The following is a 19,542-nucleotide window of genomic DNA, read 5'->3' as shown; positions in this document are numbered from 1 at the left end:
AGAAAACCCATGACGAACCCCGTGTCCATCATCAGCACCGACCTGGTGCTCCTCGACGTCGATGCCGGCGCCGACAAGGAATCGGTCATCGACCGGCTTGCCGGTCTGCTCGCCGACGGCGGGCGGGTCAACGACCGCGAGGCCCTTAAAGCCGCGGCCCTGGCGCGCGAAGCCCAGTCGGCCACCGGCCTGCCGGGTGGGATCGCCATCCCGCACTGCCGCTCGGGCGCGGTGGGCAGCCCGTCGATCGGGTTCGCCCGGCTGTCGCCGAAGGTCGACTTCGGCGCACCCGACGGCCCGGCCGACCTGGTCTTCCTGATCGCCGCGCCGGACGGTGCGGGTGCCGAGCACATGAAGCTGCTCTCCAGCCTGGCCCGTGCCCTGGTCCGCCCGGACTTCGTCGCCTCGCTGCGCGCCGCCGGCTCGGCCGACGAGGTGGTCGCCCTGGTCGACGGGGTGGTCAACCCGGACGGCGCCGCCGCTCCCGCAGCCACACCCGCCCCGAAACCGGCTGCGGCACAGGCGAAGTCGATCGTCGCGATCACGGCGTGCCCGACCGGTATCGCCCACACCTACCTGGCTGCCGACGGGTGGTCAACCCGGACGGCGCCGCCGCTCCCGCAGCCACACCCGCCCCGAAACCGGCTGCGGCACAGGCGAAGTCGATCGTCGCGATCACGGCGTGCCCGACCGGTATCGCCCACACCTACATGGCTGCCGACGCGCTCAAGCTGGCCGCCGAACGGGCCGGAGTGAACCTGGTGGTCGAGACCCAGGGTTCCTCGGGCAGCACGCCGGTGGACGCAGCCACCATCTCCGGCGCCGACGCCGTCATCTTCGCCACCGACGTGGGGGTCAAGGACCGCCAGCGCTTCGCCGGTAAGCCGGTGATCGCCTCCGGTGTCAAGCGCGCAATCAATGAGCCGGACGTGATGATCTCCGAAGCTGTTGCCGCATCGGATAATCCGAACGCCGCCAAGGTCGAGGGCAGCGCCTCGGCCGCCGGCAGCGGTGCGCCGTCCGGCAATGTCGGCTGGGGCACCCGCACCCGCCAGATCCTGCTGACTGGTGTCAGCTACATGATCCCGTTCGTCGCGGCCGGCGGCCTGCTGATCGCACTGGGCTTCTTGTTCGCCGGCTACGACATCGCCAACAAGCCGGAGGGCAAGACCGACTCGCTGGCCCACATCATCGCCACCACCAACTCGCTGACCAACCTGCCCGCAGGCGGGTTCACCCAGTACCTGGGCGCGGTGTTGTTCACCCTCGGCGGGCTGGCCTTCGGCTTCCTGGTGCCCGCGCTGGCCGGCTACATCTCGTTCGCCATCGCCGACCGGCCCGGTATCGCACCGGGATTCACTGCCGGCGCTGTGGCGGTGTTCGTGGGCGGCGGGTTCATCGGCGGTATCGTCGGCGGCCTGATCGCCGGGTTCGCCGCGCTGTGGATCAGCGGCTGGAAGGTGCCGCAATGGTTCCGCGGACTCATGCCGGTGGTCATCATCCCGCTGCTGGCGTCGCTGATCGTCGGCCTGTCGATGTTCTTCCTGCTGGGCCGTCCGCTGGCCGCGATCACCTCGGGTCTGACCAACTGGCTCAACAGCCTGACCGGTGCTTCGGTGATCCTGCTCGGTGTGATCCTGGGCCTGATGATGTGCTTCGACCTCGGTGGCCCGGTCAACAAGGCGGCCTACGCGTTCGCCACCGCCGGACTCAACGTCGCCGATCCCGCCTCGCTGCGCATCATGGCCGCGGTGATGGCCGCCGGTATGGTGCCGCCCCTGGCGATGGCGCTGGCCACCACGATCCGCCCGGGTCTGTTCAGCGAGCCGGAGCGGGAGAACGGTCGCGCGGCCTGGCTGCTGGGTGCCTCGTTCATCTCCGAGGGGGCCATCCCGTTCGCGGCGGCCGACCCGCTGCGCGTGATCCCGTCGATGATGGCCGGCGGTGCCGTCACCGGTGCGCTCATCATGGCCTTCGACGTCACCTTGAAGGCCCCGCACGGCGGCATCTTCGTGTTCTTCGCGATCGGTAACCTGTTGTGGTTCCTGGTGGCGCTGGCCGCCGGCACCGTGGTTGGTGCGCTGGCCGTGGTGGGCGCCAAGCAGTTCGCCAACCCGAAGGCCGAGCAGGAGGCCAACGCCGCCCTGGCCGCCGCGTAACCGATCGCCCAAACCGACGTCTCGGCGTCGATGTTCGAGTAAACATCTCCATAACGTCGAGTTCGACACCAACTGAAGGGGAGTTCATGCACACCAAGACCGTCATCGTCGGCTCGGCGATCGGACTGCACGCCCGGCCCGCGGCGATCATCTCCGAGGCCGTCGTCAACGCCGGTGTTCCGGTGTCGCTGTCACTGGAGGGTGGCGAGCCGGTGGACGCCGGGTCGGCGCTGATGATCATGACGCTGGGGGCCGGCAACGGCGCCCAGGTCACGGTGGCCTCCGAGGACGAAGCCACCTGTGCGGCGATCGCCGAACTGGTTCAGAAGGACCTCGACGCCTGACCTGACTCGGCCCGGGCCTCGCGATCTGCGAGCCCGGGCCGTGTCATGTCCGCGATGCTCAGGCCAGACCCTTGAGCATCAGGTTCCAGTACAGGAACGGCAGCCCGTACTTCTTGAGATACCAATACGCGCGGTGCGGCTTGGTCGGGTCCAGGCCAGGGAACGACGGCGTGAGGTTCAAGTCGTAGTCGAACTCGGCCAGCAGCATGTCGTGTGAGGACGTCACGATCGGACACGACGAGTACCCGTCGTAGGAGCCCCGCAACGGGCGTCCGTCGATAAAGGCGTCGATGTTCTCCACCACCACCGGCGCCTGCTTGCGCACCGCTGCACCGGTCTTGGCGTTGGGTGAGGACGCGACGTCACCGAGGGCGAACACGTTGGGGTAGCGCACATGCTGCAGGGTGAACTTGTCCACCTCGACGTAGCCGGCGGCGTCGCCGGTGGACAGCGGGCTGCGCTTGATCCAGTCCGGCGCCGACTGGCGCGGTACGACGTGCAGCATGTCGTAGGGCAGCATCGTGTCGCTCCCGCTCGGTCCGACCGCCGACACCATCACCTTGCGCCCATCGGCGTCGACCGCCGTCAGCTCCGACTCGGTGTGCAGAGTGATGCCGTAGCCGGCGATCACCTTGTCCAGGCTGTCGGCGATACCGGGGATACCGAAGATCCGCGGCCCGGGCACGACGAGATGGACGTCGATGTCCTTGAGCACACCCTGCTTGCGCCAGTAGTCCGACGCCAGATAGGCGATCTTCTGTCCGGCGCCAGCGCATTTCACCCCGCCGGTGGGCATGGTGAACACCGCGGTGCCCGACCGGGTGTCGCGGATGAACTCCCAGGTCTTGGGGGCGAGGTCGAACCGGTAGTTCGACGACACCCCGCCGGCGCCCAGCGTCTCCGCCAGGCCGTCGGTGGCCTGCCAGTCGAGCTGGATGCCGGGAGCGACCACCAGGACGTCATAGCCGTAGGTGGACCCATCCGAACAGGTCACGGTGTTGTTGGCCGGGTCGAAACTCTCGGCTGCCTGGCGAATCCACCTGGCGCCCTTGGGCATCACCGAGGATTCGGAGCGCTCGGTGGAACCGGCCTTGGCCTGACCGCCGCCGACGAGGGTCCACAGCGGCTGGTAGTAGTGCTTGTCCGACGGTTCGATGATCGCCACGTCGGTATAGCCCATCCGCAGCATGCGGGCGGCCACCGTGATGCCGGCGGTACCGCCGCCGACGATCAGGATCTGGTGTTTGGCTGTCGTGCTCATGATGTACCTCGTTGTCTCTCAGGCGTTCTGGACTGCTTCTTCCCAGGCGTTGTAACCGCCCAGGACATCACTGACATCGGCGAAGCCGCGCTGGCGCAGCAGGCTGGCCGCCACCGAGGAGCGGTAGCCACCGGCGCAGTACACGACGGTGGGCTTGCGCGGGTCGAGTTCGCCCACCCGGTCCGGCAATTGACCCACCGGAATGTTGACGGCACCGGGGATCATGCCGGCGGCGGCCTCGCCCGGGTTGCGCACATCGACGATCTGCAACTCCGGAACGTCGGCCATCCGCTCGCCCATGGCGTTGGAGGTCAGGCGCGACGCCACGTCGACGTCACCCTGGTTGTCCAGCATCACCTGATAGGGGTCCGCCAGGTACCCGATCACGCGGTCGAAACCGATTCGGGCCAAACGGTTCTTGCCTTCCAGCTCCAGACCCGGCTCGGTCATGATCACCAGGTCCACGTCGGGCTTGACCACCGAGCCGGCGAATTCGGCATAGCGGCCGCCGAGGCCGATGTTGATGGCCGAGGTGAGGTGGCCGAGGGCGAACTCTTCGGGCGCACGCCCGTCGATCAGCATGGCGCCCGCGGCGATCGCGTCCTTGACCTGTGCGTAGGTCATCGGTTCGGGCATCTCGGTCTCGTCGAGCAGGTCCCGGTCCTTGCGGTTGAGGATCGCGTTGTAGACGAAGTAGCCCGGGGCGGGCGGCTGTCCTTCGGTGACCATCTCCATGAAGGTGGCCTTGTCCGAGGCGCGCAGCGCGTAGTTGGTCCGGCGCTGTTCGCCCATCGTCGACCACAGTTCGGTCGACAGGTTCTTGCCGCACGCGGAGCCGGCGCCGTGGGCCGGGTACACCCGGGTGGTGTCGGGCAGGGTCATCAGCTTGTCGTGCAGCGAGTCGTAGAGCTTGTCGGCCAACTCCTCACGGGTGAAGCCGATGGAGGCCAGCAGATCCGGGCGACCCACGTCGCCGATGAACAGCGTGTCGCCGGTCAGCACCCCGTAGGGCAGCTCGTCGTCGGCATGCTCGTAGATCACGATGCTCAGCGACTCCGGGGTGTGGCCGGGGGTGTGCCGGAACTCCAGCTGGACATCGCCGAGCGAATAGCGCTGTCCGTCCTGCACGCCCATGAAGTCGAACTCAGGCGCGGCGACCGAGGAGTAGACGATCCTGGCGCCGGTCGCCCTGGCCAGTTCTAGGTGCCCGGACAGGAAGTCGGCGTGGAAGTGGGTCTCGATGACGAGCTCGATCGTCATGCCGAGTTCCTTGGCGTCAGCGAGGTATTCGGAGACATCGCGCTGCGGGTCGACCACGACGGCGCGGCCGGTGGTCTCGTCGCCGATCAGGTAGGACGCGTGGGACAGGCAGTCCAGGTAGTACTGGTTGAACTTCATTTCGGTGTTCCTTTCGTGAGGTTTGGTGGTGGGTCAGGCGAGCGCGAGAAACAACTTCTCGAGTTCGCCTTCGGTCAGCGGGGTCTTGTCGCCGGTGTCGATTCCGGTGGCGCATTCACGCAGGCCGGTGGCGACGATCTTGAAACCGGCCCGATCGAGGGCCTTGGATACGGCGGCCAGCTGGATGACGATGTCCTTGCAGTCACGGCCGTCCTCGATCATCGAGATCACACCGGCCAGCTGGCCCTGGGCCCGGCGGAGCCGGTGCAGCACTTCGGTGCTGTTCTCGTCGTGGGTCACGGGGTTCTCCTCGTTCTTGGGTGCGTTAGTCATGCTGCGGCCGCCGTCCTGGTGGAGTGGCCGATGATGCGGCGCAGCGGGCAGGCGGCAAAGCGGGTGCAGGCGAACATCACGGCTGCGGCGACGAGAGTCATTGCGGCTCCGGCGAACCCGACGGCCGGATGGATCTCCTCACCGAGGATCACCGACGCCATGATGAGGACGAACCAGCCGAAGCCCTTGCGCAGCACCTCCGGGTCGACCAGTCCGGCGAACCGGGCGCCGATCAGCGCACCGGCGACCGCGGCGGCGATGACCATGGCGGCCAGCTGCCAGTTGATGGCGACGGTGGACAGGTAACCGGCGAACCCGGCGAAGGAGTTCATCGCGATGATCACCAGCGAGGTGCCTACGGCGATCGGCATCGGCAGACCGCCCAGCAGCACCAGCGCGGGCACCAGCAGGAAGCCGCCGCCGGCACCGATGAGTCCGGTCACCAATCCGACGCCCAGGCCGACGGCGGCGATCTTCGCCAGCGGCAGGGCCTTCGCCGCGCCTGCGGTGGTGTTCTTGCGGCCTCGAAGCATGGCGATCGCGGTGGCGACCATCATGACCGCGAACGCGATCAGCAGCACGGTGCCCGGGATGAAGGCGGCGAGGTGGCCGCCGCCATAGGCGCCGAGCATCGCGGTCGCCCCGAATAGCAGGGCGGTGCGCCACTGGACCCGGCCGGCGCGAGCATGGGAGAAGGCGCCCACCAGGCTGGTGGTCCCGACCACCAGCAGCGACGTGGCGATGGCCTGCTTGGCATCCATTCCGGCGACGTAGGCCAGCAGCGGGACGGTCAGTATCGATCCCCCACCGCCCAGTAGGCCCAGCGAGATACCGACGAAGACCGCCAGGACGACTGTCGCAATGACCATCGTGGGCACCTCCTCCCTGTGTTCTACATACCACTGGGGGTATGTTCTCGAGTTCCACGATAGATACCTATGGGGGTATGCGCAAGTGTTCTCCGTCATACCCATGGGGGTACTGGCGAGAAAGGGTCTTAGGTCCCATCGCGGCCGACTGTGGCGCAGACCCGAAGAAAGTCTGTTTGCCCAAGTAACATGCCGCTATGGCCGCGGCGGACCTCACCAGCGACAGCACGGCCCTCGGGAAGCTGGGCGCCTTCATCCGCACCTCGGGCTACCTGCGCAAGTGGCTGATCCTCGGGGTATCGATCGGCATCATCGCCGGACTCGGCGCGGTGGTGTTCTACCTGGCGCTGGACTACACCGGCCGGTTCCTCATCGGCTATCTCGGTGGTTATGACATGCCCCAGGCCGTGGAAGCCGGCGGCGGAACAGGCTCGGACGGTTTCGTTCGGCCGTGGGCGATCCCGCTGATCGTGTTCGGCGGCGCACTGGTCTCGGCCATCCTGGTCGCCAAGTTCGCCCCCGAAGCCGAGGGTCACGGCACCGACAGCGCCATCGAGGCCGTCCACACTGATCCGCGGTCCATTCGCAGCCGCGCGGTCGTGGTCAAACTGCTCTCCAGTGCACTGACCATCGGCTCGGGCGGCTCCGGCGGCCGGGAGGGGCCCACGGCTCAGATCTCGGCGGGCTTCGGGTCGCTGCTGACGCGGGCGCTGAACCTGTCCGACAGTGACGGCCGGGTAGCGGTCTCCCTGGGCATCGGCTCAGGCATCGGGGCGATCTTCGGTGCCCCGCTGGGCGGCGCGGTGCTGGCGGCCTCGATCGTCTACCGCGAGGACTTCGACTACAAGGCGCTGGTGCCGGGATTCCTCTGCTCCGGGACCGCCTATGCGATCTACGGCTCGATCATGGGCTTTGATCCGATGTTCGGCTACGTCGCCCCCGACTACCGGTTCGACCCGGCGCAGCTGATCTGGTTCGCCATCATCGGAATCGTCTCCGCCGCAATCGGTTATCTCTACGCGCGAGTGTTCTACGGCACCGTCTCGCTGACCCACCGGCTACCCGGCGGCAAGATCGTCAAGCCCGCCATCGGCGGTCTGCTGGTGGGCCTGCTCGCGCTCGCGATCCCCCAGGTGCTCGCCAGCGGCTACGGCTGGGTGCAGATCGCCACCACCCGGGAAGGGCTGATGACGATTCCGCTGTGGATCGTCCTGGTGCTGCCGGTCGCGAAGATCGTGGCGACATCGCTGTCGATCGGCACCGGTGGGTCCGGCGGCATCTTTGGACCCGGCATCGTCATCGGTGCGTTCGTCGGCGCCGCGATCTGGCGGCTGGCCGAGTTGGCCGGCGCCCCGGCCCTGCCGGCCGGGCCCGCGGTGTTCGTGATCGCGGCGATGATGGCGTGCTTCGGCAGCGTCGCGCACGCTCCCCTGGCCGTGATGATCATGGTCGCCGAGATGACCGGGTCTTTCTCGGTCATTCCCGGTGCGATGGTGGCCGTGGGGGTGGCCTACCTGATCATCTGCCGCACCCCGGTGTCGATCTACCAGGCCCAGCGCCTCAACCGCGAAACCGCCGCCGCCGAACGGGTGACGGTCCCGGCGCCGGAGATCCTGACCGCACGCGACGACGACCCCGACAAGTAGGCCGCAGCACTGCCGCGGTTCGACCAGAGAAAGGCCCACCGTGCCCAGATCCCGCAGTTCGCATGCTGTTTCGCTCACCGAGGGCGAGATCGTCGAGGAGAACGACCTCGGTTCGATCCGCCGGGTCACCGCCGACAACTTCCCCATCCTGCGCGGCCTGTCCATCAAGCGGGTGGTGATCAACCCCGGCGCGATGCGCACCCCGCACTGGCATGCCAACGCCAACGAACTGACCTACTGCGTCTCGGGAACCGCGCTGGTCTCAGTGCTCGACAGCTACAGCAAGTTCGCCTCGTTCGTGGTCACCGAAGGCGACATGTTCCACATCGACTCCGGCTCGCTGCACCACATCGAGAACATCGGCGAGGACGTCGCCGAGTTCATCATTGCGTTCCGCAACGAGCGGCCCGAGGACTTCGGGCTGTTCTCGGCCTTCGGCGCGATGACGGACGCGGTGCTGGGCAACACCTACGATCTGGACGCCTCCGACTTCACCAAGATCCGCCGCAGCACCACCGACCGCCTGCTGGCCAAGCGCACCGGCGACGCGGTGGTGCCGTCGACGGCGTATTTCGGTGATCCGCACAAGTTTTCGCTGGAAGCGCAGTCGCCCGCGATCAGCGCCGCCGTCGGATCGGCGCATCTGGCGCGGGTTCAGTACTGGCCGGCGCTGAAGGATCTGTCGATGTACTCGCTGCGGATCCGCGAGGACGGTATGCGCGAACCGCACTGGCACCCCATCACTGCCGAGATGGGTTACGTCAAAAGCGGTTCGGCGCGGATGACGGTGATGGGACCCGGTGGCGAACTCGACACCTGGTACCTCAATCAGGGCGACGTCTACTTCATCCCGCGCGCCTACCCGCATCACATCGAGGTCGTCGACTGCCCCGGCTGGCACTTCCTGATCTTCTTCGACCAGCCGATGCCCGGCGACATCGGTTACCGGGCCTCGATCAGCGCCTACTCGCGCGAGGTGCTCGCCGCGACATTCAATGTCCACATCGACGATCTGCCGAACTTCCCGTTCACCAATACCGACCCGTTGATCGTCACCCGCAACAACCCGTTGGACGAGCACGCCATGGGAGAGTGCTGATCAGCGGCGGGATCAACGAGCGGCGCGTGCCGCGCCCTTCTCGGTGGACTTGCCCTCGTGGGCCAGCGCTCCGCCGGCGTTCTCCAGGTGCGCGCGCACGAACCACTGGAACTTCTCCAGTTCAGCGGCGTGGCCGATCAAGATGTCCTGGGTGACCGGATCGAGCTCCTCGGTGGTCGAGATGGCCTTGCGCACATCCTCGATCACCCCGTCGTAGACCAGGTCCAGCGCGGCCAGGTGGGCCTGGACGGTGTCGCGGCCCACCGAGTAGTCATCCCAGGTCCGGTCTTTGAGGATCGCGCCGGGGGTGCCCTGCGGGGAGGAACCCAGCGTGGCGATCCGCTCGGCCACCTCGTCGGCATAGCCGCGGACCAGCTCGACCTGCGGGTCGATCATCTCGTGCACGCCGATGAAGTTGGGACCCACCACATTCCAGTGCACATGCTTGAGGGTCAGGTGCAGGTCGTTGTACGTGCTGAGCTGCTTCTGCAGCAGGTCGGCGACCTTACGGCCCTGCTCTTCGGTCATACCGGGAACGGTGAACTTCGTACCCATATGTCGCTCCTTCGTCATCGCTTGTCGCAGCGACGCATACCCGGGTCCCCCGGGCGGTAATCAGGTCAGGGAGCAGCGTCACAAATTGCTAATGTGCTGCACCGGCAGCCGGGCCCCACGGCGGGGCTCATAGGCCAGACCACTGACCTCCAGGAGCCGCACCGCCCGGTAGCGATGCGGCCGAACCGGTTCCAGCAGTTCGACCATCCCGGCATCGTCGACGGGTCGCCCGATCAACGTCCAGCCGATCATCTTGGGAACGTGGTAGTCGCCCACCGACAGCGCGTCAGCGTCTCCGAACGCACGCTGCGCGGTCTCGGCGGCAGTCCACACCCCGACACCGGGAAGTGAGGTCAACGCCTCGCGAGCGTCAGCGGCGGGCCGGTGGGCCAGGCGCTCCAGCGCGTCGGCGCGCTGCGCGCAGCCGATGACCGTGCGGGCCCGGCCCGGATCGACGTTGGCGCGGTGGAACTCCCAGGACGGGATGCGCCGCCACGCCTCGGCCGACGGGGGCACCCGCATCCGCTCGGGAGCCGGTCCCGGTGCGGGGGTACCGAACTTCGTCACCAGCAGCCGCCAGGCACGGAACGCGTCCGCCCCGGGCACCCGCTGCTCGATGACCGCCGGAATCAAGGCCTCCAGCACCCGGCCGGTGCGGCCCAGCCGCAGATGCGGCACCCGCTGCGCGGCGGCGGCGATCACCGGATGGTGGGGGGTGAAGTCGCGGGCGTCGTCGTCGGCGCCCAGCAGCGCGGGCAGCCCCTCGATGAACTCCTCGGCGCCCGGCCCCCAGGCCTGGCAGCTCACCGCGTCCGCGGCGGCCCGCGCGATGCGGGCTGTCACCGGTCCGCTGGCCTGCAGGCTGGTGCGCCAGATCGTCCGCTCACCGTCGATCTGGTAGCACGGATCGCCCGGACCGCGGCGCTGTGGCGCCAGTGTGTGGCCCGGACTGACCGGGCCCGGGAACCGGACCGTGCGCTCGACGGGCAATGCGGTCAGTCCGGGTCGACGGCGATGTCGGCCTTGTTCGGGTAGAACGCCACGTGGCCGGCGATCGCCGCGACCGCCGGGTAGGGCTGCTCGTAGACCCAGACCGCGTCCTCGATGGTCAGGTTGCCCACGGTGACGTTGTAGTAGCCGGCGTCTCCCTTGTAGGGGCAGTAAGTCCGGCTTTCGCTGCGGTCCAACACCTTTGGATCGACATCGCCGATGGGGATGTACTGGACCACCGGGTAGCTGGACTCCTGGAGTCCGAGCGCGGCGCGGGTGTCGGCGACGAGTTCGCCGTTGACCCGAACCCGGACCCGACCGGCGGTCGGGGTGATCGTGATCGGGTGTTCGGCCGTCGGTTCTTTCATCCTTCGAGTATGCGCCGCGCGGCGCTGTGCGGGAGGCGGTTACGGCCGCCGGGCGATGGCGTCGGCGACGACCGCGATCGGCGAGGTCGTGGACCGTCCGCCTTCCTCGTGCCGGTCGGCCACCTTGTAGGCGGTGTACATGCCGCGCACGCCGATCCAGCGGAACGGTTCGGGCTCCCAGGTCTTCGAGTGGTGCCCGACCCACGGCATCGCGGTCAGCGGGGTGGACCGCTTGAGCACGAGGTCGGTCAAGGTGCGCCCGGCCAGGTTGGTGGCCGTGACGCCGTGCCCGACGTAGCCGCCGGCCTCACCAAGTCCGGTGGCCGGATCCAGACTGACGCCGGCCGACCAGTCCCGCGGCACCGCCAGCACTCCGCACCAGCCGTGGGCGATCGGCACTCCGCGGGTCTGCGGCAACACGGTGTTGAGCACCCCGGTCAGGTAGGTGATGGTGCCCTGGCCGACCGCGCCGTCGTTGTCGATCCGGGAGCCGTACCGATAGGGCACCGCCCGGCCGCCGATGGCGATGCGGTTGTCGGCGGTGCGCTGGGCGTAGAAGAAGCCGTGGGCCAGATCGCCCATCGTTTCCCGGCCCTCCCAGCCGATCCGCGCCCAGATATCGTCGGACATCTGTTCGGTGGCGATCATCGCGCTGTTCATCGGCAGCCAGCGCCGCCGCAAGCCCGCCATCCGCGCGGTGAATCCCTCGGTGGCGCGCAGCACGATCGGCGCGCGCACCACACCCATCGGGGTCTCGGCGCGCCCGGCACTGATAGCGGTCACCGGGGTCTGCTCGTAGATCGTCACGCCCAGGCGCTCGACCACATCGGCCAGCCCGCGGGCGAGCTTGGCCGGCTGGATGCGGGCGCAGTGCGGGTTGAACGAGCCCAGCACCAGGTTGTCGACATGGATCCGCTGCGAGGCTTCGGCGGCGGTCAGCAGTTCGACATCCTCGGTGCCCCACTCGCGGTCCTCGTCCAACTCGGCGCGAAGCCGCTTGGCCTGCGCCGCGTTGCGGGCAACCTCGAGGTTGCCGCCCTTGACGATGTCGGCGTCGATGCCCTCCAGTCGCGCCACGTCGATCACTTCGTCGACCGCGTCGTTCAGCGTCTTCTGCCAGGCCACCACGGAATCCCGGCCGTACTGTTTGGCCAGCAGGCCGCGATGGCCCGGCGCCAGCCCGGACAGCCATCCGCCGTTGCGGCCCGAGGCTCCGAACCCGGCGAACCGCGCCTCCAGGATGGTGATCCGCAGGGACGGGTCAGCCTTCTTCAGGTAGTAGGCAGTCCACAGTCCGGTGTAGCCGGCGCCGACGATGCACACATCGGCATCGCGGTCACCCGGCAGAGCGGGACGGGGCTGAGGCAGTTCGGTGAACCAGTGCGAGACGGAGCCGTTGATGGTGGCCATGACTGCCCATCTTCCCAGCCCGAGCTGTGGACGCCTAATGAGTTATCCGCCCCCAGCAAGGACCACTACAGTGTGGCGACGTCGTCAGCCGAGAGACCGGAGTGTTCAGCCATGACCTACCCGCGCCGCATGCTCGCGGCCATCTCGGCCGTCGTCCTGCTCACGTTGGGGGTGCTGAGTGCGCCGGCCGGCCCGTCCCGGGCCGATGAGCCGCTGCCGCCGGTCTCGCTGACCACGACCTCGGGTGCCCCGATCCAGAACGGCGGCACCTACGGCGTGGGCATCGTCGTCGTCGCGCACTTCGCCGGCCCGGTGGATCGCGGCGCCGCCGAGCAGGCACTCGCGGTGACCACCACGCCCGAGGTGGCCGGCGCCTGGCACTGGGTGGACGACCACACGGCGCACTGGCGGCCGCCGCAGTACTACGCGCCAGGCACCGGCGTCACGGTCGGTGCGCTCGACGCCCCGCTGGTGACCTTCACCATCGGCGCCTCGCACGTGTCGGTGGCCGACGACACCACCAAGCAGGTCAGCGTCTTCGACGGCGGAGCGCTGGTGCGCACCATGCCGACGTCGATGGGCCGCGGCGGTACCGAGAAGGTGGGCGACAAGACGCTGAGCTTCTGGACTCAGCCCGGCACCTACACCGTGCTCGACAAGAGCAACCCGGTGATCATGGACTCCTCCACCTACGGCCTGCCGATCAACAACCACCTGGGCTACAAGGAGTCGATCGCCTACGCCGTACGGATCAGCACCGACGGGGTCTACCTGCACGAGCTTGACGCCACGGTGTGGGCCCAGGGCCACACCGACACCAGCCACGGCTGCCTGAACCTCAACGGCGACAACGCCAAATGGTTCTACAACTTCTCAGTGCCCGGCGATGTGGTCGAGGTCCGCAACACCGGCGGGCAGCCGCTGCAGCTGTGGCAGAACGGCGACTGGAGTGTGCCGTGGGATCAGTGGGCCAACTGACTCACTGAACAACCAACTGCCCGTGCATGCTCGGGTGGTAGGAGCAGTGGTAGGCGTAGGTGCCCGGCGCGCTCGGCGCGGTGAACGTGGCGGTGGCCTTGCCGTCGATCTCCACGTTGAACGCATTGCCGGTGTCGGCGGTGACGCTGTGCTCGGCGCTGTCGGAATTGACGACGGTCACCGTTGTTCCGGGGGCGACGGTCAGCGGCGGGCCGAACTGCATGCCGGAGATCGTGATGGTGGGACCGGCCGGGGCGGCGGTGGCCGAGGTGGCCGGCGGTGCCGAGGACGCCTCCGGTGTCGACGGGGTGGAACTGCCTGACGAGCAGGCCGTGCCGAACAGCAGCAGAGCGAAGACGAGAGCGATGAGTCGTGTCATACGCGCAACACGAACTGACGCCCGTGCCGGTTCAGTCCGCGCGAGCGGCCTTCGCCTGCCGCTTGGCGTCGCGCAGTCCGACCCAGAACCGGGCGGCCTCCCGCACGGATTCCTCGACCGGGCGGGGCTGCCAGCCGAGTTCGCGGACAGCCTTGCTGTGGTCGAGCGGCCCTTCAGCGCGCATCAGCCGTAGTGAGCCCAGCGACAGCCGCTCGTCGGTGCCCTTCAGCTTGCCCTTGATGGTGCCGGCGGCGGCGAGCGCGTAGGCCATCGGCAGCGGGATGGTCCGGCCCGGCGGCGCAGCGCCGGCTTCCTGCGCAGCGATCCGTGCCACGTCGGCGTTGCTGATCATCTTTTCGGAGATCAGGTAGCGCTCGCCGACCCGGCCGCGCTCGGCGGCCAGGATCATCGCGCGGGCGGCGTCGTCGACTCCGACGGCTTCGAGGTCGATACCGCCCATGACGAACGGCAGCTTCCCGAACGCAGCGCCGGCGATGATCGCCCCATGCGGGGTACGGCCCCAGTCGCCGGCGCCGTAGGTGGTGGACACGCACATGGCGATGGCCGGCAGGCCGCGCTCGCGGGCGTAGCGCAGGACGAGTTCCTCGGCTTGCACGCGGGACCGGACGTACGGCGTCAGGCCGCGGTCGACGATGGCGTCGGCCTCGCTGACCACCCGGCCCCGGCGCCGGCCCACGGTGACGTAGCTGCTGGTGAAGATGAAGCGGTGTAAATCAAGGTCCTTCGCGATGTCGAGGACATTGCGGGTGCCCTCCACATTGGTGTGGAACAGCGGGGCCGGGTCGCGCAGCCAGCCCCGGGCGTCGACCACGCAGTAGTAGACGTCGTCGCAGCCGTCCATCGCTGCCCGCACGGTGTCGTTGTCCCAGATGTCGCCGACGAACCGCTGGACGTCGAGGTCGTCGATGGCGATGGTGTTGGCGTTCTCGCGCACCATCACCCGCACCTGATGGCCGTCGGCCACGAGCTGACGGGTGACGTGCGAGCCGAGGAATCCGTTGGCCCCGATGACAAGCTTGGGTGCGGCGCTCACTTCTTGCCCCCGTACTGCTCGAACCAGGCGGCGGCTTCGTCGTCGAGGGTGCCGAGTTCCTTGGCCTTCTTGCACCACCGGATGCCGGCCTGGACGAACTTCAGCGGGTTGTAGATGTCCTCCTGCCGCGACCACAGACCGTCACCGGCGTAGGTGATGATCGAGATGTTGGTGGCGGTGATGATGGTGCCGTCGCCCGGGTCGCGCATCGGGTTGTCCAGTTCGCAGATGATCCGGCCGGTGTCCTCGTCGATCACCGACCACAGCGACGGGAAGTCCGTCATGTAGCTGCCGGGGAAGGTGCCCATGGTCCGCTTGATCCAGGTCCGGACCTCGTCGCGGCCCTTCATGGTGCCCATCGCGTGCTCGATGTAGTCCACGTCGGGGGTGTAGTGCCCCACCCAGGCGTCCCAGTCCCGAGTACGGGCGGCCTGGGCCACGGTGTCCTCGAAGGTTGCGAACGCTTCGGTCAGTTCTTCACGGGAGAAACGCGCCACAGCTCAAACTAGAACACGTTCTATCGAGCTTTGTCGAGGGGTTGGCCGCAGGCAGGACGCCTTTCTGACGCTTGTATGACACGGGATTTTCGAGGCACCCTCGATCGTTGAACAGGTCATGCCACGCGACTATCACCGCAATCCCGATGCCGTGAACGCGCTGTCACCCGAGCAGTACCGGGTAACACAGCGCAACGGCACCGAGCGACCCTTCACCGGCGAGTACTGGGACAACCACGAGCCGGGTATCTACGTCGACGTCGTCTCCGGCGAACCGCTGTTCGCCTCGGTGGACAAGTTCGACAGCGGCTCGGGCTGGCCGAGTTTCACCAAACCGATCGAGACATCGAATGTGGTCACCAAGCGCGACTTCAAGCTGCTGGTGCCGCGTACCGAGGTGCGCTCGGCGCACGGCGACAGCCACCTCGGTCACGTGTTCAAGGACGGCCCGCGCGCGGCGGGAGGGTTGCGCTACTGCATCAACTCGGCTTCGCTGAGATTCATCGGTCTCGACGACCTCGAGGCACAGGGCTATGGCGAATACCGGCGGCTGTTCGAGCCCGCCGCACAGAAGGGAGACGACGTGAGCGACACGAAGACCGCAATCCTGGCCGGGGGCTGCTTCTGGGGAATGCAGGACCTGATCCGCAAGCAGCCGGGCGTGGTGTCCACCCGGGTCGGCTATACCGGCGGGCAGAACGATCACCCGACCTACCGCAATCACCCGGGGCACGCCGAGGCGGTCGAGATCGTCTACGACCCGGCCACGACGGACTTCCGGGCGCTGCTGGAGTTCTTCTTCCAGATCCACGATCCGAGCACCAAGAACCGGCAGGGCAACGATGTCGGCACCAGCTACCGGTCAGCCATCTTCTATCTCGACGACGAGCAGAAGCAGGTCGCGCTCGACACCATCGCCGATGTCGACGCCTCCGGGCTGTGGCCGGGCAAGGTGGTCACCGAGGTGACGCCCGCCGGCGACTTCTGGGAGGCCGAGCCCGAGCATCAGGACTATCTGGTGCACTACCCCAACGGGTACACCTGCCACTTCCCGCGGCCGGGCTGGAAACTGCCCAAGCGCGCCGAGGTCTGATAGCCGCCTCGAGTGTGCGGTTTCGTACGCGACACGCCGCGGCGGGCGTATCGGGACGCACACTCGAGGCGCAGACCTCAGCGGCGGCGGTAGACCACCACCCGGCCGCCCTTTTTCGGGACGTAGGCCACACCGCGGTTGTGCCACTTCTCATCTGGAGCATCGGTGGTCCGGATGGTGAAGTGCCGCAACACCGTTCGTAGCACGATGTCCATCTCCATGTTGGCGAATGCCGCGCCGATGCAGCGTCGCGTGCCGCCACCGAACGGCACCCACGCGAAGGTGTTGGGCTTGGCGTCGAGGAAGCGTTGCGGGTCGAACCGCTGCGGGTCGGGGAACATCTCGGGGTTTTCGTGCAGCTGATTGAGGCTGACCATGATCGAAAAGCCTTGCGGGATACGCCATTCACCGAGCTCGTAGATCGGGGCGATGACGTGACGGCCGGAGAAGTCGATCACCGTGCGGTTGCGCTGCACCTCGAACAGGGTGGCCTGCCGGTAGGTGTTGTCGTCGGTATCGACCTCGGCGACCAACTGCCGCAATACCTCCGGATGCCGGGATATCCGCTCGAACGCCCAGGACAGCGTCGAACCGGTGGTCTCGTGGCCGGCGGCCAGCAGGGTCAGCAGTTCATCGCCGACCTCGCTGCGGGTCATCGCCGAGCCGTCCTCGTAGGTGCTGCGCAGGAACAACGACAGCACATCGTCGCGGTTCTCGAAGTTCGGGTCTTGGCGGGCGCGCGAGATCAGGGTGTCGACCAGTCTTTCGTACTGGCGCCGGTATTCGGCGAGCCTGCCCCACGGAGTGAACCGCCATTCCCGTTCCGGGGCGGGCAGCACCGCCAGGCGCGACCCCAGCGTGACCCACTTGGGCAACAGCTCTCGGAGTTGTTCGAACTCCGCACCCTCGGCACCGAAGATCGCCCGCAGGATGACGTTGAGGCTGATCCGCATCAGCGGTTCGAGGGTCTCGAACTCCCTGCCCTCGGGCCAGGACGCCATCTCGCGCAGCGTCTCTTCCTCGACGATCTTCTCGTAGGCCTTGATGCTCTTGCCGTGGAACGGCGGGGTGAGGAGCTTGCGCCGCACCCGGTGGGCGGGCCCGTCGAGCCCAAACACCGAGCCGGGTCCCAGCAGCCGGCTCAGGTTGGGCTGGATGTTGTAGAGCACCTCGGGGCTGGTGGTGAAGATCTGCTTGGTCAGGGCCGGGTCGGAGACCACGACGGTGCGGCCGAACACCGGCACGTCGGCGGTGAAGCAGCGTCCGTACTGCTGGGTCAGCCACTCCACCACGCGCCGGCGCGAGGCCAGGAAGCCCACCTTGAGCAGTGGACTGGGAGTGGTGGGGGCAGGGGGCAGCTTGGGTTCTGTATTGATGAGAACGTCGACGGTGGGCGCTTCGCTCATATGTGTCCGGCCTCCCAGGATTGCGTGGTACTGCGTTGTACCACTGGCTTGTCCGGTACGGTACTCGTTGGTACCAAGCCTGACAAGGGGTCGGTGTGACGAGAGGAGTCCCGGTGAGCGCACCCGCTGCCGAAACCTCCCTCGATTCGCCGCGGGACGGCGATTTCCGCACGCGCCTGCTGGCCGGGCTGGCCGCCTCGATCGACGAGCGTGGCTACCGGGACAGCACCGTCGCCGACATCGTCCGACATGCCCGCACCTCCAAGCGCACGTTCTACGACCAGTTCTCCACCAAGGAGGAGTGCTTCGCAGAACTGCTGATGGACAACAGCGCGCAGATCGTGGCCAACATCCGCGCGGCCGTCGACCCGAGCGCGCCATGGCACGCCCAGATCCGCCAAGCCGTGGTGGCCTACGTGGACACCATCGAAGCCAGTACCGCCATCACGCTCAGCTGGATCCGCGAGCTTCCGGCCCTCGGCGAGAGCGCCCGCCCGACTCTGCGCCGCGGATTCGGGCGGCTGGTCGCGATGATCGTCGATCTGACCGCCAACGACGGGTTCCGCGACGCCGGTATCGAGCCGGTGACCCGGGCGGGTGCGGTGATCCTGGTGGGCGGCCTGCGCGAGCTGACGGCCCAGACGATGGAGGACGGCCACCCGGTGCGCACCATCATCGAGCCCGCCGTCGCCGCGTCGCTGGCGATGCTTGGTCCCAAACCTAAGGTGTGAGAACCCCTTTCACACGTGGGGCAGCACGAAGGCGAACGGACGGCCGAAGCCGAGCCCGGCCAACCGCCCGGCGCGGATGTCCTGCACCGGCACCTGGACCAGGGCGCCACTGGACGGCTCATAACAGCGCATCGTCGAACCGTCGATCTCGGTGAGCAGCACCCAGTGCCGGGGCACCGCCGAACCGATCAGCATCGCCACCGGCCACCCGGCGGCCACGGCGTCACAGACGGCGGGCAGGGTGTGCGGACCCGCCAGATGCCAGCGGTATCGGATGCCGCGGGCGGCACTGTGTGCGGTCAGCGCACGGGCCATCCCCGCGGGCGTGGTGCCCAGGGCGCGGGGCCAGACCGTGTTGACCAGGCGATGCACCCGGGCCTGCTCGGCGTCGAACCACTGCTGCGGGTGTGTCGACCGCAACGGTGCGGCATACGTCTCGTCCAACAACACACCGGCCATCACCGCCACGCTCGGTCCGCAGGTGACGCCGTCGCGCTGCCGAGGCCACATGTCAGTCGGCAGGCGGGAAGCCGCCGGTGGCCACCGGCCCCCACGTCTGCGGCAGCACCCTGATCAGGCACTTGCCCTGGTCCACCATGGCCTGGCGGTATTCCGCCCAGTCCGAGTGCTCGCCGGCGACCGCACGGAAGTAGTCGACCAGCGGTTCGACGGCATCGGGCAGGTCGATCACCTCCGCCGCCCCGTCGAGCTGGACATAGGGCCCGTCGAACTCGTCGGAGAGCACGACCACGCTAGCGCGGCCGGACCGGCGGATGTTGACGGCCTTGGCACGCCTGGGATAGCTGGCGATCACCACCCGGCCCTGGTCGTCGACGCCGCCGGTCACCGGCGAGGCCTGCAACGACCCGTCGGCACGAAAAGTGATCAGCACCATGCGGTGGCGGGGGCGGACGAACTCCAGCAACTGCTCGCGATCCACGGCATCCGCGGTCGCGTACTTGCGCGCCATGT

At 67.9% G+C, this 19,542-nt stretch carries 19 protein-coding genes and 2 pseudogenes; 7 read left to right on the top strand and 14 right to left on the bottom strand.

Annotation, left to right across the window (positions count from 1 at the left end; all coding sequences use genetic code 11):
- Positions 1 to 9 precede the first annotated feature (9 nt).
- Together BN3385_RS03265 and BN3385_RS03260 are read left to right on the top strand one after the other, a co-directional pair.
- A pseudogene (locus tag BN3385_RS03265) lies at positions 10 to 2,159 on the top strand (PTS fructose transporter subunit IIABC).
- Positions 2,160 to 2,245: 86 nt separating this feature from the next.
- A complete protein-coding gene (locus tag BN3385_RS03260; RefSeq protein ID WP_059014983.1) occupies positions 2,246 to 2,503 on the top strand; it encodes an HPr family phosphocarrier protein in 258 nt (85 codons plus the stop codon).
- A gap of 58 nt (positions 2,504 to 2,561) precedes the next feature.
- Here BN3385_RS03260 and BN3385_RS03255 read toward each other — a convergent pair whose 3' ends face one another.
- The 4 genes from BN3385_RS03255 to BN3385_RS03240 are packed head-to-tail and all read right to left on the bottom strand — an operon-like array spanning position 2,562 to position 6,364.
- Positions 2,562 to 3,764 (bottom strand): NAD(P)/FAD-dependent oxidoreductase, encoded by a 1,203-nt coding sequence (locus BN3385_RS03255; RefSeq protein ID WP_059014981.1) that lies wholly within the window; start codon positions 3,762 to 3,764, stop codon positions 2,562 to 2,564.
- Between the two features lie 18 nt (positions 3,765 to 3,782).
- Positions 3,783 to 5,162: an MBL fold metallo-hydrolase gene (locus BN3385_RS03250; RefSeq protein WP_059014979.1), complete on the bottom strand. Its 1,380-nt coding sequence runs from the start codon at positions 5,160 to 5,162 to the stop codon at positions 3,783 to 3,785.
- Between the two features lie 33 nt (positions 5,163 to 5,195).
- Positions 5,196 to 5,495 carry a metal-sensitive transcriptional regulator gene (locus BN3385_RS03245; RefSeq protein WP_502688034.1) on the bottom strand — a complete coding sequence of 100 codons (300 nt, stop codon included), beginning with the start codon at positions 5,493 to 5,495 and terminating at the stop codon, positions 5,196 to 5,198.
- Positions 5,492 to 6,364 (bottom strand): sulfite exporter TauE/SafE family protein, encoded by an 873-nt coding sequence (locus tag BN3385_RS03240; protein WP_059016328.1) that lies wholly within the window; start codon positions 6,362 to 6,364, stop codon positions 5,492 to 5,494. Before BN3385_RS03240 ends, BN3385_RS03245 begins: the two co-directional genes overlap by 4 nt.
- Positions 6,365 to 6,561: 197 nt before the next feature.
- Between BN3385_RS03240 and BN3385_RS03235 the strand changes: the two genes are divergently transcribed.
- Together BN3385_RS03235 and BN3385_RS03230 are read left to right on the top strand one after the other, a co-directional pair.
- Complete coding sequence (locus BN3385_RS03235; RefSeq protein WP_059014977.1) at positions 6,562 to 8,010, top strand: chloride channel protein; 1,449 nt, start codon at positions 6,562 to 6,564, stop codon at positions 8,008 to 8,010.
- 40 nt (positions 8,011 to 8,050) lie between these two features.
- Positions 8,051 to 9,109 carry a cupin domain-containing protein gene (locus tag BN3385_RS03230; protein ID WP_059014975.1) on the top strand — a complete coding sequence of 353 codons (1,059 nt, stop codon included), beginning with the start codon at positions 8,051 to 8,053 and terminating at the stop codon, positions 9,107 to 9,109.
- A gap of 12 nt (positions 9,110 to 9,121) precedes the next feature.
- Here the strand turns inward: BN3385_RS03230 and BN3385_RS03225 are convergent, their stop codons facing one another.
- The 4 genes from BN3385_RS03225 to BN3385_RS03210 form a co-directional block, all read right to left on the bottom strand.
- A complete protein-coding gene (locus BN3385_RS03225) occupies positions 9,122 to 9,664 on the bottom strand; it encodes a Dps family protein (RefSeq protein ID WP_059014973.1) in 543 nt (180 codons plus the stop codon).
- A 78-nt stretch (positions 9,665 to 9,742) separates the two neighbouring features.
- On the bottom strand, positions 9,743 to 10,654 hold the full coding sequence (locus BN3385_RS03220; protein WP_059014971.1) for a DNA-3-methyladenine glycosylase family protein: 912 nt from the start codon (positions 10,652 to 10,654) through the stop codon (positions 9,743 to 9,745).
- 5 nt (positions 10,655 to 10,659) lie between these two features.
- Positions 10,660 to 11,022, bottom strand: coding sequence for a DUF427 domain-containing protein (locus tag BN3385_RS03215; protein WP_059014970.1), 363 nt, complete (start codon positions 11,020 to 11,022; stop codon positions 10,660 to 10,662).
- Positions 11,023 to 11,061: 39 nt separating this feature from the next.
- Positions 11,062 to 12,432: an NAD(P)/FAD-dependent oxidoreductase gene (locus tag BN3385_RS03210; protein ID WP_059014968.1), complete on the bottom strand. Its 1,371-nt coding sequence runs from the start codon at positions 12,430 to 12,432 to the stop codon at positions 11,062 to 11,064.
- Between the two features lie 222 nt (positions 12,433 to 12,654).
- Between BN3385_RS03210 and BN3385_RS03205 the strand changes: the two are divergent.
- Positions 12,655 to 13,410 (top strand): annotated as a pseudogene (locus tag BN3385_RS03205) (L,D-transpeptidase); the annotation flags it as partial.
- A 1-nt stretch (position 13,411) separates the two neighbouring features.
- Here BN3385_RS03205 and BN3385_RS03200 read toward each other — a convergent pair.
- The 3 genes from BN3385_RS03200 to BN3385_RS03190 are packed head-to-tail and all read right to left on the bottom strand — an operon-like array spanning position 13,412 to position 15,340.
- A complete protein-coding gene (locus BN3385_RS03200; protein WP_059014966.1) occupies positions 13,412 to 13,789 on the bottom strand; it encodes a cupredoxin domain-containing protein in 378 nt (125 codons plus the stop codon).
- 31 nt (positions 13,790 to 13,820) lie between these two features.
- Positions 13,821 to 14,843 (bottom strand): NAD-dependent epimerase/dehydratase family protein, encoded by a 1,023-nt coding sequence (locus tag BN3385_RS03195; RefSeq protein ID WP_059014964.1) that lies wholly within the window; start codon positions 14,841 to 14,843, stop codon positions 13,821 to 13,823.
- Positions 14,840 to 15,340 carry a nuclear transport factor 2 family protein gene (locus tag BN3385_RS03190; RefSeq protein ID WP_059014963.1) on the bottom strand — a complete coding sequence of 167 codons (501 nt, stop codon included), beginning with the start codon at positions 15,338 to 15,340 and terminating at the stop codon, positions 14,840 to 14,842. Before BN3385_RS03190 ends, BN3385_RS03195 begins: the two co-directional genes overlap by 4 nt.
- A 118-nt stretch (positions 15,341 to 15,458) precedes the next feature.
- Here BN3385_RS03190 and BN3385_RS27430 point away from each other — a divergent pair, with 118 nt between their 5' ends.
- A complete protein-coding gene (locus BN3385_RS27430; RefSeq protein ID WP_082690257.1) occupies positions 15,459 to 16,433 on the top strand; it encodes a bifunctional methionine sulfoxide reductase B/A protein in 975 nt (324 codons plus the stop codon).
- Positions 16,434 to 16,510: 77 nt separating this feature from the next.
- Here BN3385_RS27430 and BN3385_RS03180 read toward each other — a convergent pair whose 3' ends face one another.
- A complete protein-coding gene (locus tag BN3385_RS03180) occupies positions 16,511 to 17,839 on the bottom strand; it encodes a cytochrome P450 (protein WP_059014961.1) in 1,329 nt (442 codons plus the stop codon).
- A 113-nt stretch (positions 17,840 to 17,952) separates the two neighbouring features.
- Here BN3385_RS03180 and BN3385_RS03175 point away from each other — a divergent pair, with 113 nt between their 5' ends.
- On the top strand, positions 17,953 to 18,570 hold the full coding sequence (locus BN3385_RS03175; protein WP_059014959.1) for a TetR/AcrR family transcriptional regulator: 618 nt from the start codon (positions 17,953 to 17,955) through the stop codon (positions 18,568 to 18,570).
- Between the two features lie 9 nt (positions 18,571 to 18,579).
- On the opposite strand, the gene BN3385_RS03170 is transcribed toward BN3385_RS03175, so the two are convergent.
- Complete coding sequence (locus BN3385_RS03170) at positions 18,580 to 19,029, bottom strand: hypothetical protein (protein ID WP_231748622.1); 450 nt, start codon at positions 19,027 to 19,029, stop codon at positions 18,580 to 18,582.
- Positions 19,030 to 19,081: 52 nt separating this feature from the next.
- Entirely contained in the window at positions 19,082 to 19,540 is a 459-nt protein-coding gene (locus tag BN3385_RS03165; protein WP_059014954.1) for a PPOX class F420-dependent oxidoreductase, read from the bottom strand.
- Positions 19,541 to 19,542: the final 2 nt, after the last annotated feature.

Origin of the sequence: Mycobacterium sp. M26 (genome assembly GCF_001494595.1) — a bacterium.
Classification (GTDB): domain Bacteria; phylum Actinomycetota; class Actinomycetes; order Mycobacteriales; family Mycobacteriaceae; genus Mycobacterium.
Note: the sequence above shows the minus strand (reverse complement) of the source record. Positions and strands in the feature narration are given on the sequence as shown.

Excerpts from the sequence above, each read along its gene's own strand:
- BN3385_RS03260 (WP_059014983.1), top strand. The coding sequence starts at position 2,246 with ATGCACACCAAGACCGTCATCGTCGGCTCGGCGATCGGACTGCACGCC.
- BN3385_RS03240 (WP_059016328.1), bottom strand. The coding sequence starts at position 6,364 with ATGGTCATTGCGACAGTCGTCCTGGCGGTCTTCGTCGGTATCTCGCTG.
- BN3385_RS03215 (WP_059014970.1), bottom strand. The coding sequence starts at position 11,022 with ATGAAAGAACCGACGGCCGAACACCCGATCACGATCACCCCGACCGCC.
- BN3385_RS03255 (WP_059014981.1), bottom strand. The coding sequence starts at position 3,764 with ATGAGCACGACAGCCAAACACCAGATCCTGATCGTCGGCGGCGGTACC.
- BN3385_RS03225 (WP_059014973.1), bottom strand. The coding sequence starts at position 9,664 with ATGGGTACGAAGTTCACCGTTCCCGGTATGACCGAAGAGCAGGGCCGT.
- BN3385_RS03165 (WP_059014954.1), bottom strand. The coding sequence starts at position 19,540 with ATGGCGCGCAAGTACGCGACCGCGGATGCCGTGGATCGCGAGCAGTTG.
- BN3385_RS03210 (WP_059014968.1), bottom strand. The coding sequence starts at position 12,432 with ATGGCCACCATCAACGGCTCCGTCTCGCACTGGTTCACCGAACTGCCT.
- BN3385_RS03170 (WP_231748622.1), bottom strand. The coding sequence starts at position 19,029 with ATGGCCGGTGTGTTGTTGGACGAGACGTATGCCGCACCGTTGCGGTCG.
- BN3385_RS03250 (WP_059014979.1), bottom strand. The coding sequence starts at position 5,162 with ATGAAGTTCAACCAGTACTACCTGGACTGCCTGTCCCACGCGTCCTAC.
- BN3385_RS03200 (WP_059014966.1), bottom strand. The coding sequence starts at position 13,789 with ATGACACGACTCATCGCTCTCGTCTTCGCTCTGCTGCTGTTCGGCACG.
- BN3385_RS03180 (WP_059014961.1), bottom strand. The coding sequence starts at position 17,839 with ATGAGCGAAGCGCCCACCGTCGACGTTCTCATCAATACAGAACCCAAG.
- BN3385_RS03245 (WP_502688034.1), bottom strand. The coding sequence starts at position 5,495 with ATGACTAACGCACCCAAGAACGAGGAGAACCCCGTGACCCACGACGAG.
- BN3385_RS03235 (WP_059014977.1), top strand. The coding sequence starts at position 6,562 with ATGGCCGCGGCGGACCTCACCAGCGACAGCACGGCCCTCGGGAAGCTG.
- BN3385_RS27430 (WP_082690257.1), top strand. The coding sequence starts at position 15,459 with ATGCCACGCGACTATCACCGCAATCCCGATGCCGTGAACGCGCTGTCA.